The sequence below is a fragment of the Microbispora hainanensis genome (assembly GCF_036186745.1).
Classification (GTDB): Bacteria; Actinomycetota; Actinomycetes; order Streptosporangiales; family Streptosporangiaceae; genus Microbispora.
On the sequence record NZ_CP108086.1, the window covers coordinates 7,148,224 to 7,162,409 of the forward strand.

Sequence of the window (14,186 nt, forward strand, 5' to 3'; positions counted from 1 at the left end):
CGGTTGCGCCCGCCTCGGGGGCCCGCCGGACACACGCGGCAGGTCGTGAGCGGTTGCAGGCGGCAGGGCCGGTCACCCCACGGGAAACAGGAGCTCTGGTCTTCGCGAAGCCCGCTCGGCTTCACCCACGAATCCTCGCAAGCTCGGAATTGCCGCGGGGCCCGGTCTCAGGCCTTCGCTGCGGTCACCGCGCCGGAACAAAGCTCCGGTCCCTCCGCCCGGCCTCGCCGGATCGAGGGGCTAGGAGGGCGCGCCGGAGAGGCGGGTGACGACAGCGAGAGCCGTACGGGCGCTCGCCGCGTCGTGGACGCGGAACACCCGGGCGCCCTGCAGCGCCGACACGGCGAGCGTGGCCAGCGTGCCGGCGTGGCGCTCCTCGACGGGCAGGCCGCCCAGTGTCTCGCCGACGAAGTCCTTGTTGGACACGGCCACCAGCACCGGCCACCCTGTGGCGGTCAGCTCGTCGAGCCGCCTGCTGACCTCCAGCGAGTGCCACGTGTTCTTGCCGAAGTCGTGGGCCGGGTCGATCAGGATCGCGTCGCGGCGGACTCCCGCGGCGACCGCGCGCTCGGCGAGGTCCGTCGTGTACGCGACCACGTCGGCCACCACGTCCTCGTACGCGATGCGGTGGGGGCGGGTGCGCGGCTCGACCCGCCCGGCGTGCGCACAGACCAGGCCGATGCCGTACGCCGCGGCTACTTCGGCGAGCTGGGGGTCCACCCCGCCCCAGGTGTCGTTGAGCAGGTCGGCCCCGGCCTCGGCGACGACCTTGGCGACCTCCGACCGCCACGTGTCGACGCTGATGATCACGTCGGGGTGCCGGTCGCGCACCGCGGCGACGACCTCCGCGACACGGCGTATCTCCTCGGCCGGATCGACCTCCGTGCCGGGACCGGCCTTCACGCCGCCGATGTCCACGATGTCCGCACCCTCCTCGATGAGGCGGGAGGCGGCGTCGACCGCGGCCGAGAAGGCGTAGGTCGATCCCCTGTCGTAGAAGGAGTCGGGGGTCCGGTTGACCACGGCCATGACCGCGAAGTCGCCGGGACCGAAGGCACGGCCGCGCAGGCGCAGGACGGCCGACAGGCCGGGCGCCTCGGCGGGCATCGGCGAAGTGGACATCGCGGCCAGCGTACTAGGTCGTGCTGACAAATCATGGCCCCGCTGCGCGTGGCCCAGGCGGCGCCTCGCTGGGTTCTCACCCCACCCACGAAGATTGCTCGCAGGCTCGCAATCTCCGCGGGGCGCGGATTCGCCGCCCGCAGCCTGCGCGAGCTCCTCCTCCGCCTTGCGACGCATCCACCTACGCGCTCGCGGCGGGCAGCATTCGTCAGACACTCCCTAGCGGTACGGCGTCCTCTCGCTTGCCCGCCGGAGACGCGGTCGTGGAACGGTCCAAAAAGACGGCATGTGGTCACGCCGCCGAGCCGCCCTCGGCCAGAGCCACGAAGTGCTGCGCCATCGCGGGCAGCCGCCGCCGGGCGTGCACAACCGCGATGATCTTGCGGAGCGAGGGATCGAGCGAGCGGATCACCAGGCCCGCCCTGGCCGCCTGCTCGGCCATGCCCCGGTACCACAGCAGCGAGGCCCGGCCCTCCCGTACGGTCAGCAGCCAGCCACGGCGCTCGTCGGACTCGACGGCCGGGACCGGACGGACGCCGTGCGTGGCGAAGATCTGGTCGAACTCCCTGCGGCGGGGGCTGCCGGGGGAGGGCAGCACCAGCCGCATGCCGTCGAGCCTGGCCACGGGGACGGGGTCGGGCAGGTCGAGGCCGGGCGGGGAGATCAGCACGATCTCCTGGCGTTCGAGCGGGTGGCTCACCAGGTCGGTGGGCACCGGGAGGTCGGTCAGCCCGAGATCGGCCCGTTGCTCGCGGACCGCGCTGACCACCGCCTCCCGGCCCTCGCACCGCACGATCTGCACCCGTATCCCCGGATGCTCGGCGGCGTAGGCGGGCAGCAGACGCCCGGCGAGGCCGGGCTCCAGGCTCGGGGTGGACGCGATCCGCAGTTCGGCGCCGGAGGAGTTGGTCTGCGTCGCGAGGGCCTCGATCTCGGCCACCGCGTCGAGGGCCTCGCGGGCCAGCTTCACCACCCGGCGTCCCTGGGCCGTCACGACGACCCCCCGGCCCGAGCGGGCGAAAAGCGTCATTCCGAGTTCACGTTCCAGGTCGCGTATCGCGCGGGACAGAGCAGGCTGCGCGATATAGAGCGATCTGGCGGCATCGGTCATGGTGCGGTGCTCCGCAGTGGCGACCACATAACGGAGCTGCTGCAGATTCATGCGAAAAACGCTAGGGCAGACGAGCCCGGCGATTCCGGAACATCGCAGAGATCACGCTGGTCGATTACACATCGTGCCCGACATCTGCTACATCCGTGATGGATGAGATTTCAGTATTCTTTTGCCCCAAATCCACAAAGGGGGCAAAGTCGTGGCGCAGCAGCACCCTCCCCAGGAGCCGCCGGGGGAGAGTTATCCCTATTCGGGGCCGCCGTACTCGCCGCAGCAGGAGGCCGTGCCCGGCGCACCGGACGCATCGGGATCACCCGGCGCGACGCCGGGGCCGTACGGCCCGCAGGGGTGGAGCGGACTCGAGGGCGGCGCATGGCAGCAGGCGCCCGGCACCACTCCTTACCCGCCGCCGGCGCAGCCGCAGAACGGCTCCCAGCCGCCGGGAGGTCAGCCGTACGGCACGCCCTACCCGCCCGGGGCGCACCCCCAGGGCCCGCCCGCGTACCCGGCCCCGTCTCCCGGCCCGGCCTATCCGGCTAACGCCGCCTCCCAGGGCGCTCCCGCCGTCCCCGGCATGCAGCAGGGCGATGGTCTCTATCCCGGGCCCCAGCCGCAGGGCTCCGGGGCGTACCCCGGGTCTCAGCCGCAGGGCGGGGTTCCGTATCCCGGACCGAACGGCGGCAGCCCTTATTCGCAGGCCGCGCCACCGTACGGCCCAGCAGCTCAGGCGGGGGCGGACGCGCAGGGCGGCGCCTACAGGCAGGGCACACCGCCCTACGGCCCGGGAGCTCAGGCCGGGGCGGACGCGCAAGGCGGCGCCTACGGGCAGGGCACCCCTTATCCCGGCGCGACGCCCTACCAGTCCGGCCCCCAGGGAGGGACGCCGTTCCAGGGTGAGGCACCGTTCCACAGCGGGGCGCAGTTTTCAGGTGGGGCGCAGTTCCAGGGCGGGGCACAGTTCGAGCAATCGTCAAGACCTGTGGATCACGAGTTCCTAAGCAGCTGCTGGTGAGGGCTGATCGTCGGGGCGTTCGACGAGCTTGCCGTTGACGAAGGTGGCCCCGGCGCGGACCAGGGCGACGAGGTGGGGTGCGTTGACCGCGCGCCATCGGGCCTGGGCCGACTCGATCAGCTTGAAGGCCATGGCCAGCCCGGCCGCCCGGGATCCGGGGCCTTTGGTGACCTTGGTGCGGTGCCGGACGGTGGCGAACGTCGACTCGATGGGGTTGGTCGTGCGCAGATGCACCCAATGCTCGGCTGGGAAGTCGTAGAAGGCCAGCAGTTCGTCCACGTCGTCGACGACCTTGGCCACGGCCTTGCCGTACTTGGCCCCGTAAGCGGCCTGGAACGCCTTCACCGCCGCCAGGGCGTGGTCTTTGTCCTCGGCGTTCCAGATCTCCGCCAACGCCTTCTTCGCGCCGCTCTGTGCGGACTTCGGCATGGCTCCCAGCACGTTGGCGATTTTGTGAAACCAGCACTTTTGAGCCCTGGCCTGCGGGAACACCTCACCGAGGGCGGCCCAGAACCCCAGTGCGCCGTCCCCGACGGCCAGCACCGGCGCGCGCATCCCCCGCCGTTTGCAATCGCGCAGCAGGTCGGCCCACGACTCGGTCGACTCGCGGTAGCCGTCGGACAGCGCGATGAGTTCCTTGCGGCCGTCGGCGCGCACGCCGATCATCACCAGCAGGCACAAACGGTGTTCCTCCAGGCGGACGTTGACGTGCACGCCGTCGGCCCACAGGTAGACGTAGTCCACGCCCGACAGGTCACGGTCGGCGAAGGCGCGCTGTTCGGCCTTCCACTGCTCGGTCAGCTTCGTGATGACCGGCGCCGACAGGCCGGCGGCCGAGCCGAGGAACTGCCCCAGCGCTGGGACGAAGTCACCGGAGGACAGGCCGTGCAGGTAGAGAAGTGGCAGCACTTCGGTGATCTTCGGTGTCTTGCGCGCCCAGGGCGGCAGGATCGCCGAGGAGAAGCGCTTGCGCTCGCCGGTGACCTCATCGACGCGCCTGTCGTTGACCCTGGGCGCCTTGACCTCGATCGCGCCGGCCGCGGTGAGCACCTCGCGCGCCTGGTGGTAGCCGTTACGCACGACCAGACGGCGCCCATCGTCGTCACGCTGATCGGAGAACTGGGCGATATAGGCGTCGACTTCGGCTTTGAGCGCTTCGGCGAGCATCCTGCGGGCGCCTTCCCGGACGATCTCGTCGATCAGGGAGGAGGAGACCGGGGCGTCTGCGGTACGGCGGTCGCCGTCAGCGGGGTCAGGGACTACGGTGAGCACGGGTGTGCCTTCCCGACCGACGTTGGCGCGTCGGTCATGCATGAGACCTACATGATCATCGGGAAGGTACACCCCTTCCCTGAAGATCCACAGGTTCTAAGCATTGCTCGCACAGTTCTCAGGTGAGGCGCAGTTCCAGGGCGGCGCACACTCTCCGGGTGGGGCGCAGTTCCAGGGCGGCGCACAGCCTCAGCCACAGGCTTCGGGGTGGCCGGATGCGGCGGGTGCCGGAGCGCACGCGCAGCCTCCCGCGCAGTCCTTCGCGCAGCCGCCTGTGCAACCTTCTGCGCAGCCCTCTGTGCAGCCCTCTGTGCAAGCCCCCGCGCACCCCTCTGCGCAACCGCCGGCCCAGTCGTACGCCGGGCCCTACGGGCAGCCCTACGCACCCTCGCCGTCCCCCACTGCCCCGGCGGCCCCGCAACCCGGCGCACCGTACGCGCCGAACGGGGCGGCGGGCCACCAGGGAGGCCAGGCGTACGCGCCGGGCGGGCCCGGATATCCGCAGGACTTCCCGGGATCGATGGGGAGCACGGCGTCCCCCGGCCCTGCGCAGGGCATGCAGTTCCAAGCGGCGCCGTTCCAGGCCGCACCGCCCCAAGCGCCGCCCCAGGCACCTCCGCAGCCGATGCCCCAGCCGGCACCCCTGGCAGCACCACAGGGCACGCCGTTCCAGGTGCCACCGCCACCGGCGCAGCAGCCGGCGCCGCCCCAGGGGCCGGGGTGGGCTCCGCAGCCTCCGCCTCCCCCGCGCGGGCCCGGCGCCCCCTATCCGCCGCCCGCCTGGCGGCCACCCCGCCGCAAGTCCGGCGGAGGGGCGGTCATCGGCGCGCTCATGGGCGTGCTGGCGCTGGTCTTCGTGCTCATCGTGGTCGTGGGCGCGCTGACCGGCCTCACGCACCACACCGAGACGGTCTCGCCGGTCGCGATCCCGAGCTTCACCTTCTCGCCGTTCCCCACGGACGACGCCACCACGAGCACGGAACCGTCCGAGCAGCCCACCTCGAAGCCGACGTCGAAGCCGACCTCTCAGCCCACGACGCGGCCGAAGCCCGTGCTCAACCGCACGACGAAGAACAACAGCCTCTATCGGGCCGGGTCGCTGGCGACGACGAACTGCCGGGCGGGGAACGCGAGCATCTACAACCACGCCCAGTTCAAGGCGCTGATCCTCAAGACCGGCACGTGCATGGGCAAGGCGTGGGGGCCGGCACTGGAGCGGGTGGGGTTCGACTGGAGCCCGCCGCACTACATGATCGCGGCGCGCAAGGGCAGGGGCGCGTGCGGCGACTATCCCTCCCCCGGCAGCAACGTGCCGTACTACTGCCCGAGCAACAGCACGATCTACGCCTCCACCTCGGCAATGGCGAGGGAGTACGGCCCGCTCGGCTCGTGGAACGGGATCATCATCAGCATGATGGCCCACGAGTACGGGCACCACATCCAGAACCTCACGGGCATCTCCGACTCCTGGTGGCAGCAGACGCTCGACTCCAGCTCCCAGAGCGGCAAGATGGCCCTGAGCCGCCGGCACGAACTGCAGGCGACGTGTTTCGGCGGCATGTTCATGCAGTCGGTCGCCGCCTCGTATCCGATCGACACCACCAAGCGCAACACGCTCCTGTGGGCCTACAGCCACCTGGGCGACCCGCCGGGAGGGCCTCGCGACCACGGGAACACGCGCAGCAACGCGGCCTGGTTCCGTCAGGGCTACACCCGCCCGAAGGCATACCAGTGCAACACCTGGGTAGTCGGCTCCAGCTCGGTGTCGTGATCAACGCCACAGTTTGCGTCTACCTTGTCCGGATATGGGGGTTAGAATCCCTAGCCACAGCTTCGGAAGAGAGAGCGGTGAACCATGCGAGGCGGGGGTCCCGCTGACGAGGCCGGAGGGCCCAGGGAAGGTCAGCGGCCAGGTCAGTACGGCGGAGACCCAGGTCAGCCCGGTGGTGGGCACCCCGGCCAGCCTGGCGCGAGCCCCGGCCAGCACAGCGGGCACGCAGGTCCGCCCGGCGAGAACCCAGGCCCGTACGGGAAGCCCGGCCAGCCCGGCGGCCATGCAGGCCCACCCGGTGGGCACGCCGGTCCGCTCGGCGCAGATGTCGGCCAGTCTGGTGGGTACCCCGGTCAGCACAGTGGCGACCCGGGCCAGCCGGGCGCAGACGCCGGGCCGCCCAGTGGTCACCCCGGCGCGAGTCCCGGGCAGCCTGGCGCGAGCCGACCAGGAGACGCGAGCCGGCCAGGGGACGCAGGTCGGGCCGGTGGAGACACGGGCCGGCATGGCCGGAGCGAGGACGGCATGCCGCCCCTGGGCGCGCCGCCCACGACGGCCCCGCGCGGCGGACAGCCGCGTTTCGGCCCTCCGCTGACGACCGCCTCCCTGATCGGCTGGACGGCGCTGTCGGCAGTCCTGCCCGGAGCGGCCCATCTGCGGGCGGGCAACCGCCGCACCGGGATCGCGCTGCTGGCGACGTTCGGCGTCGTGCTGGTCGCCCTGGTGATCCTGGTCCTGCGCCTGAAGGACAACGCGGGGGTCGCGCTGCGCGGCAGCACGATGACCGCCGTCATGGCCGGAGCCGCCGTGTGCGCGCTCGCCTGGTTCGCTCTCGTGCTCCTGTCGTTCGTCGCCCTGCGGCCACAGCGCCTGACGCAGACCGGCCAGGTGGTGTCGGGCGTCGTCGCGGGCGTCCTGTGCGTGGCCGTGATGGCCCCGTTCGCCTTCACCGCGAACACGATCAGAACGGCCAGCCAGTTACTCGACGACGTCACGGCTCCGGCGGAGGGCTCGACCCCCGTCCCCGTACGTGCCGAGGACCCGTGGAACGGCCGCACGCGCGTGAACTTCCTGCTGATCGGCGGCGACGCGGCGGGCAACCGGATCGGGGTGCGCACCGACTCGATGACCGTGGCCAGCGTGAACATCGCCACCGGCAACACCGTCCTGTTCAGCCTGCCGCGCAACCTCCAGTACGTCCGCTTCCCCGCGAGCAGCCCCCTTCACAAGGTGTTCCCGAACGGCTTCAACGCCGAAGGGCAGGGCCTGCTCAACTCCGTCTGGTACTACGCCGACAACAACCCCCAGATCATGGGCGGCAAGAACAGGGGCGCGCAGGCGCTGAAGGACGCGATCGGCTACACCCTCGGTCTGCACATCGACTACTACGCGATGGTCGACATGTACGGCTTCGCGGCCCTGATCGACGCGGTCGGAGGGCTCAAGATCCGGGTCCAGCAGGACATCAAGTGGGGCGGCAAGTTCGGCACCGCCGGCACCATCAAGGCCGGCTACCGGACGCTCAACGGCGAGGAGGTGCTCTGGTATGGCCGCTCGCGGGTGGACAGCGACGACTTCTCCCGCATGGCCCGCCAGCGCTGCGTCATCGGTGCGCTCGCCCAGCAGGTCACCCCGGCCACGGTGCTCGCGAACTTCAACAAGATCGCCTCGGCTGCTCGGCATCTGTTCCGCACCGACATCCCCCGCGACCTGCTGGAGCACCTCGTCCCGCTCGGCATGAAGGTGCGCAACGCCAAGATCACCAGCCTTCAGTTCGTGCCGCCGCTCATCTATACCGGCAACCCGGACTGGGTCAAGATCAGGAAGCTGACCCGGGAGGCGATCCGGGAGTCGATGGCCGAGCGGGGCACCGTCGCGGCCACCGCCTCGCCGATGACGTCCGCCGGATCGGCGGCGTCCGCCACTCCCTCCGGCTCGCACTCCCCGTCCGCGTCGCCGAGCCCGTCCCCTTCCCGTACGCCGGTGGTCGCCGGGGCGAGCCCCCGCGCGACGCCCACCACGAACGACAAGGCGGCCAAGAACCTCTCGGAGCTCTGCGGCTTCTGAGACGGCGCGGCTGAGCCAGAACCGCGAACCTACCGCCGCGAGAACCGCCTAGCGGAGGCATCGGACGGAGGCTTCCGGCCGAGGGCCGCCGAGCCGAGGCTGCCCGGCCGGAGGCCTTCGGGCGCGGGCTGCCGGGCCGGCGCTTTCGGCCGAAGCTGCCGGACGGAGCGCTGCCGGACGGAGCGCTGCCGGACGGAGTGCTGCCGGACGGAGTGCTGCCGGACGGAGTGCTGCTGAGCGGGGCTTTCAGACCGGGGCTTCCGGCCAGGAGTCCCCACCGGGCGACACCAGGCCGTTTTTACGGGAAGGCGTGGACGCCGCCTTCCCGATGCAGCATGGTTGTCACGTAACGCATCCACCCAGTCACGATCCGCACAGTAACGGAGTGGACTCGTCGTGCGCGTACTCATCCAGTTGCGTCCGTCCCCCGACCTGGTCGCCGCCGTCGCCGACCCGTCGGTCCCCGCGGCGGCGTCGGACGTGGCCGACGGCCTGCCCGGGGTGGTCCTCGACCACTCGTACGCCCCGGTGGCCGTGCCTCGCCCGATGCCCGCATCCCCCGGCGGCGACCCGCTGTCGCTCAACCAGCCGCTGGTCTTCTCCATGGCGCCTCAGGACGCCTCGGTCGTGGTCCGCGGGGAGATCGCCGACGACGAGGTCACCAGCAGGGTCGCCCTCCTGCCCGCGACCCGCCGCGACGTGGTCGCGGTGTACGCCGACCCGGTGATCGAGACCTCGCTCACCTGCGGGGGCGACCCGGCCGTGGGTGACTGGCACGACGTCGAACGGCTGTTGCGCGTGCCCGACCTGACGGCCGAGGGGCTGGACGGCTCCGGCGTCAGCCTCGCGGTCGTCGACACCGGCATCAACGCGGCGTACGTCAAGGCCGCCCGCGGGCAGGACGTGACGGTGGATCACGAACGGAGCTGGAGCCCCGAGGGCGTCTCCGGGACCCCGGGGGACTTCGCGGTCGACCACGGCTCGATGTGCGCCTTCGACGCGCTCATCGCCGCGCCCAAGGCGTCGCTGGTGGACGTGCCCGTGCTGCTGTCGCGGCGGCAGGGCGGCTCGACGCTCGACGGCCTGCTGTCCGACGCCATCGCCGCGTACGCGCACCTGCGCGAGGTACTCGACGCCCAGCCCGCCGAGTCGCGGGCGCTCGTGGTGACCAACAGCTGGGGGTCGTTCTCTCCGCGCTGGGACTTCCCGCCCGGACACCCCGGCAACTACTCGGACAACGCGGCCCATCCGTTCAACCTCATCGTCGGCAGCCTGGCCGAAGCGGGGGCGGACATCCTGTTCGCCGCGGGCAACTGCGGGACGCAGTGCCGCGACAGCAGGTGCGCCTTCCCCGACCGGCCCATCGTCGGGGCCAACTCCCACCCCAGCGTGCTCTCGATCGGCGGGGTCGACACGGCGGGGATGCGGGTCGGCTACTCCTCGCAGGGCCCCGGCCGGCTGACCAAGCGCAAGCCGGACTTCTGCGCCTACACGCACTTCGCCGGGTCTGGTGCGCTCGGCGACGACGAGCCCGACTCGGGCACCTCGGCCGCCTGCCCTGTCGCGGCCGGGCTGGTCGCCGCCGTACGCTCCCGCTGGCCTGCCACGGTGCTGTCGCCCGCCCAGCTCCGTACGCTGCTCCGCCGGACGGCCGATGATCGCAGTGCCGTAGGGTATGACCACGACTACGGGTACGGCGTGGTGGACGCCGCCGGCATCATCGCCGCGCTGCGCCGCCGAGCCGCGAAGGCGGCCTGAACAACGCAGCGCCGCGAAGGCGGCCTGAACAACGCAGCGCCGCCAAGGCGGTCTGCAGACACAGCGCCGTGGAAGCGGGCTGAACAACGCGGCGCCGCGAAAACGGCCTGAGTCATGCGGGCCGCGGAAGCGGTGTGCGACGAAAGCGGCCTGGGGCCGCCGCGCCGTCCGGTGACGAGACGTCCAGCAGAGGGAGGCGGGGCCGGTGGCCGAGGTGCTCATCACCGTCCGGCTCACCGCGCCCGCGACGCTGGAGACCGCGATGCGGCGACTCGGCCTCGCCGAGGACGAGGTCGACACCGGCTACGGCCTGGTGCCGGTCGATCCCCGCAAGGACCTGTACGTCCTGCGGGTGACGGAGGAGGCCGGCCGGCGGGTCGGCGACTCGGACGCCGGGGCTGTGGACGGCGGGGCGGCGGACGGCGGGGCGGCGGACGGCGGGCCCTACTCCGATCCGCCCATCGAGCCCTACGGGCCGCCGCGATGACCGCTCCCGTCTGGGTGGTGTCCGGTCCGCCGGGCGCGGGCAAGTCGACCGTCTGCGAGCTGCTGCTGGCCCGTCTCGACCCCGTGCCCGCCCTGCTCGACAAGGACACGATGTACGGCGGCTTCGTCGAGGCCACACTCGCGGCGTACGGCAGGCCCACGGGCGAGCGTGAGGGGCCGTGGTATGACGAGCACGTCAAACGGCATGAGTACGCCGGCATGACGGCGACGGCCAGGGAGATCCGCTCCCACGGGTGCCCGGTGATGCTCGGCGGGCCCTTCACCTCCCAGGTGCACGACGCGGCGCTCTGGCACGCGTGGGTGGAGGCGCTGGGCGGGCCGGACGTACACCTGATCTGGATCCGCTCCGACGGCCCGACGCTGCGTGAGCGGCTTCTCCGCCGAGGCCTCGCCAGGGACGGGCAGAAGCTGGAGAACTTCGCCGAATATCTGCGCGCCATCCGCGTCGACGAGCCGCCCGCCGTGCCGTACGAGGAGGTCGACAACCGCCTCGGCGCGCCTCCGCTCGACGTCCAGATCGACCGGCTGGTGGCGAGAGCGTAGGCCGCACCCTCAACCGTTCCCGCGTGCTGCTCGCCACGTGCTTGAGCATGCGTTCACGACCATCCGGAGCGTCGGAACGCGGGATCCGAGCACCGCCTGGTGGCGAGAGCGTGGGCCGCACCCTCAACCGTTCTTGCATGCTGCTCGCCGGGTGCTCGCGCATGCGTTCGCGGACCGTTGGAGCGTCGCGACGCGGGATCCGAGTCAAGTGGTCGCGCACCGTTCTCACTTCGGCCGCCGGGACGGCGGAGTTCGTTAGCGTCCGAGGCGTGGAAGCTCCGCGCTTCCCCGGGACGGCCCGCAAGCGCACTGAGCCGCCCCGGACCGATCGATCCCCAAACACGGAGACAACAGTGAAGGCAGTCGCGATCAAGGCGTTCGGAGTTCCCGAAGGTCTGGCCGTCATCGACCTCCCCGCCCCGGTTCCGGGCGCCGGGCAGGTGCTGATCGCCACGGAGGCGATCGGCGTCGGCGGCGTGGACGCCGTGATCCGAAGCGGCGCTCTGGCCGCCTACGGTTTCACGGAAGGCCACATCCCCGGCGGCGAGGTGGCGGGCACCGTGATCGCCGTCGGCGACGACGTCGACACCTCATGGATCGGCCAGCGGGTGTGGGCGTCCACCGGCGTGGGCGGCGGCTACGTCGAGCAGGCGGTCGCCCCGGTCGAGGAGATCGTCCCCCTTCCCGCGGACCTGTCCGCCGTCGACGCGGTGACGCTCGGCAGCTCCGGTGTGGTGGCCCACTTCGCCCTCGCCCACGCCCACTTCGCCCCCGGAGAGTCGGTGCTGGTGCGCGGCGCGGCGGGCAGCATAGGGATCCTGGCCGTACAGCTCGCGGCTCGCGGCGGCGCCGGTGCGGTGGCGGTCACCACCTCGTCGGCCGAGCGCGGCGAGCGGCTGCGCAAGCTCGGCGCGACCCACGTGCTGGACCGCTCCGGTGAGGGCGGCGAGGACGCTCCTACGGGCTACGACATCGTCATCGACGTCGTAGCCGGTCCGGACCTGCCCTCCTTCCTCGACAGGCTCAACCCGAACGGCCGGCTGGTGGTCGTCGGCGTGGTCGGAGGGCAGCCTCCGGCGGACTTCGGCACGACGATGATGGCCGCGTTCCGGAAGTCGCTGTCCTTCGCCACCTTCAGCGCCGACACCGTTGCCGCCTCCGACCGGCGTGCCGTACGGATCGAGCAGTTCGCCGCCGCGGGGCGCGACGCGCTGCACGCCGTGGTGCACGAGGTGCTGCCGCTGGAGCAGGCCGTGCTGGCGCACCGGAAGATGGACGCCGGAGAGGTGTTCGGCAGGATCGTCCTGACCCCGTGACGCGCTCGCCGGCCTGAAGGCCGGGCTCCAGCCCGTGCCGCGTGCGCGGCACCTCTACCGGACTGAAGGCCGGAGCACTGCGGACGAATCCGGTGGCCCCACGGCCCCTGCCGGTCGCGGTCACACGATCTCGTGCCCGTACGCGGCCGCGAGCGGCCGCAGGTCGGGGACACCGAAGGCGGCGCACATCGACGCGAACGCCTCGGCCTTGTCGTCGCCATAGCGGCGCACATGGGCCGCGTAGGTGTCCGCGGTGACGAACCTCGGCGGGTCGGTCTTGCTGTGGAACTTGTCCGCGAACATCACAAGCCGTTCCTCGGCCGACTCCGCGAGGTAGTCGCGGGAAGGCAGCGGCAGGCCCTGTCGCAGCACGTCGTCCCGGCTGATCCCCACGCCCGTGTGGTGGGAGCAGAACCGGCACAGCCTCTCGGGGAAGCCCTCCTTGCGGAGCAGCTCGTGGCCGAGGACTCCGTGGCGTACGTAACCGGCGTGGTCGAGCCGCCCGTCCTCGTCGTAGAGCAGGTAGACGCCGACGTCGTGCAGGAGGCTTCCGGCCCGCACCACGTCGGCGTCGACGTCGAGCCCGGCGCGGTCGGCGCGGTCGGCCAGTTGCAAGGCGATAGCGCAGACGATCTCGCAGTGCGTGTAGACGAGGTCGAACGCCTCCTCCGTCGGCGCGTGTCTCGCGTGCAGTGCGCGGAGCTCAGCGTCCGTCGGAAGCCGCATGGGCGGAGTCTAGCAAGCGATGATCATCGGCTGGCGGCCCTGGATGTCAGGAGGGCACGGGGATATCAGGAGGGCACCCGTTCGCCGAGGCTCTCACGCAGGCTCCTGATCTCCTCGCGCAGGGCCGACAGCTCGGCCAGCGTCGAGCGGTCGTCCGTGTCCCTGGCCTCCTCTTCCATCGCGCTCACCACGACCGCGATGAAGAGGTTCAGCACGACGAAGGTGCAGACCAGCACGAAGATGACGAAGTAGATCCACGACGAGGGATGGCTCTCCATCAGCTGGCGGTTGATCTCCGACCAGCCGTCGCCCGTCATGACCTGGAACAGCGTGTACAGCGACGTGGGCAGGTCGCCGAAATACTCGGGCGCGGCGGCGCCGTACAGCTTGGTGCCCATGACGCCGGCGACGTACAGGATGAGGCCGAGCAGCACGACGATCGAGCTCATGCCGGGGATGGCGGTGAGCAGCGCGGAGACCACCCGCCGCAGCGACGGCACGACCGAGATGAGCCGCAGTGCCCGCAGGACGCGCAGCGCCCGCAGCACCGACAGGCCCCCGGCCGTGGGGAGGAACGAGAAGCCGATGATCAGCAGGTCGAAGACGTTCCAGGCGTCGCGGAGGAACCGCCACCGGTAGACGTAGATCTTGGCGAGGATCTCCGCCACGAAGATGTACAGGGCGACGTGGTCGGCGACATGCAGTTCCGTGCCGTATTGGGCGGTCGCCTCGGCCGAGGTCTCGACGCCCAGCGTGGCCGCGTTGAAGAGGATCACCACCGTGATCACCTGCTGGAACCGCGGCGACTCGATCAGACGGCGGACACGTTCACGCACGAAGAACTCCTGGGAGGCACTGAAAGATCGGCACAGAGCCTAGTGCCCCCCGGGGACATTTCCGTTACCCGGCCTTGGCGCTCCTATTGACGGCGTTCGAACCGGCCACGCCGCCGCCGACCGTCTCACCACGGGGCAAGAC

General features: G+C 71.3%; 13 protein-coding genes. 7 read left to right on the forward strand and 6 right to left on the reverse strand.

The features are described from left to right. Nucleotides 1–240 precede the first annotated feature (240 nt). Both folP and OHB01_RS32795 read right to left on the reverse strand, forming a co-directional pair. Nucleotides 241–1,122 carry a dihydropteroate synthase gene (gene folP / locus OHB01_RS32790; protein ID WP_142648353.1) on the reverse strand — a complete coding sequence of 294 codons (882 nt, stop codon included), beginning with the start codon at nt 1,120–1,122 and terminating at the stop codon, nt 241–243. 292 nt (nt 1,123–1,414) lie between these two features. Beyond that, nucleotides 1,415–2,284 carry a LysR family transcriptional regulator gene (locus OHB01_RS32795; protein WP_328710255.1) on the reverse strand — a complete coding sequence of 290 codons (870 nt, stop codon included), beginning with the start codon at nt 2,282–2,284 and terminating at the stop codon, nt 1,415–1,417. A gap of 151 nt (nt 2,285–2,435) precedes the next feature. Between OHB01_RS32795 and OHB01_RS32800 the strand changes: the two genes are divergently transcribed. Then, a complete protein-coding gene (locus OHB01_RS32800) occupies nt 2,436–3,248 on the forward strand; it encodes a hypothetical protein (RefSeq protein WP_328854459.1) in 813 nt (270 codons plus the stop codon). On the opposite strand, the gene OHB01_RS32805 is transcribed toward OHB01_RS32800, so the two are convergent. Beyond that, a complete protein-coding gene (locus OHB01_RS32805; protein ID WP_328854460.1) occupies nt 3,231–4,520 on the reverse strand; it encodes an IS256 family transposase in 1,290 nt (429 codons plus the stop codon). The genes OHB01_RS32800 and OHB01_RS32805 overlap by 18 nt on opposite strands. Before the next feature lie 625 nt (nt 4,521–5,145). On the opposite strand from OHB01_RS32805, the gene OHB01_RS32810 reads away from it, so the two are divergent. Continuing rightward, complete coding sequence (locus OHB01_RS32810) at nt 5,146–6,291, forward strand: neutral zinc metallopeptidase (protein ID WP_142648351.1); 1,146 nt, start codon at nt 5,146–5,148, stop codon at nt 6,289–6,291. Here OHB01_RS32810 and OHB01_RS32815 read toward each other — a convergent pair whose 3' ends face one another. Continuing rightward, entirely contained in the window at nt 6,292–6,702 is a 411-nt protein-coding gene (locus OHB01_RS32815; RefSeq protein ID WP_147942740.1) for a hypothetical protein, read from the reverse strand. A gap of 114 nt (nt 6,703–6,816) precedes the next feature. Between OHB01_RS32815 and OHB01_RS32820 the strand changes: the two genes are divergently transcribed. The 5 genes from OHB01_RS32820 (at nt 6,817) to OHB01_RS32840 (ending at nt 12,482) form a co-directional block, all read left to right on the forward strand. Further along, nucleotides 6,817–8,358 (forward strand): LCP family protein, encoded by a 1,542-nt coding sequence (locus OHB01_RS32820; RefSeq protein ID WP_142648349.1) that lies wholly within the window; start codon nt 6,817–6,819, stop codon nt 8,356–8,358. Between the two features lie 396 nt (nt 8,359–8,754). Then, nucleotides 8,755–10,116 (forward strand): S8 family serine peptidase, encoded by a 1,362-nt coding sequence (locus OHB01_RS32825; protein ID WP_142648348.1) that lies wholly within the window; start codon nt 8,755–8,757, stop codon nt 10,114–10,116. 205 nt (nt 10,117–10,321) lie between these two features. Further along, complete coding sequence (locus OHB01_RS32830; RefSeq protein ID WP_328854461.1) at nt 10,322–10,603, forward strand: hypothetical protein; 282 nt, start codon at nt 10,322–10,324, stop codon at nt 10,601–10,603. Further along, nucleotides 10,600–11,166 carry an AAA family ATPase gene (locus tag OHB01_RS32835; protein WP_142648347.1) on the forward strand — a complete coding sequence of 189 codons (567 nt, stop codon included), beginning with the start codon at nt 10,600–10,602 and terminating at the stop codon, nt 11,164–11,166. The genes OHB01_RS32830 and OHB01_RS32835 overlap by 4 nt, the downstream gene beginning before the upstream one ends. A gap of 353 nt (nt 11,167–11,519) precedes the next feature. Continuing rightward, nucleotides 11,520–12,482 carry a zinc-binding dehydrogenase gene (locus OHB01_RS32840; RefSeq protein ID WP_142648346.1) on the forward strand — a complete coding sequence of 321 codons (963 nt, stop codon included), beginning with the start codon at nt 11,520–11,522 and terminating at the stop codon, nt 12,480–12,482. A 120-nt stretch (nt 12,483–12,602) separates the two neighbouring features. Here OHB01_RS32840 and OHB01_RS32845 read toward each other — a convergent pair whose 3' ends face one another. After that, nucleotides 12,603–13,208 (reverse strand): HD domain-containing protein, encoded by a 606-nt coding sequence (locus OHB01_RS32845; protein WP_142648345.1) that lies wholly within the window; start codon nt 13,206–13,208, stop codon nt 12,603–12,605. A 65-nt stretch (nt 13,209–13,273) separates the two neighbouring features. Further along, nucleotides 13,274–14,044, reverse strand: a complete 771-nt coding sequence (locus OHB01_RS32850) for an ion transporter (protein WP_142648344.1) — start codon at nt 14,042–14,044, stop codon at nt 13,274–13,276. Nucleotides 14,045–14,186 lie beyond the last annotated feature (142 nt).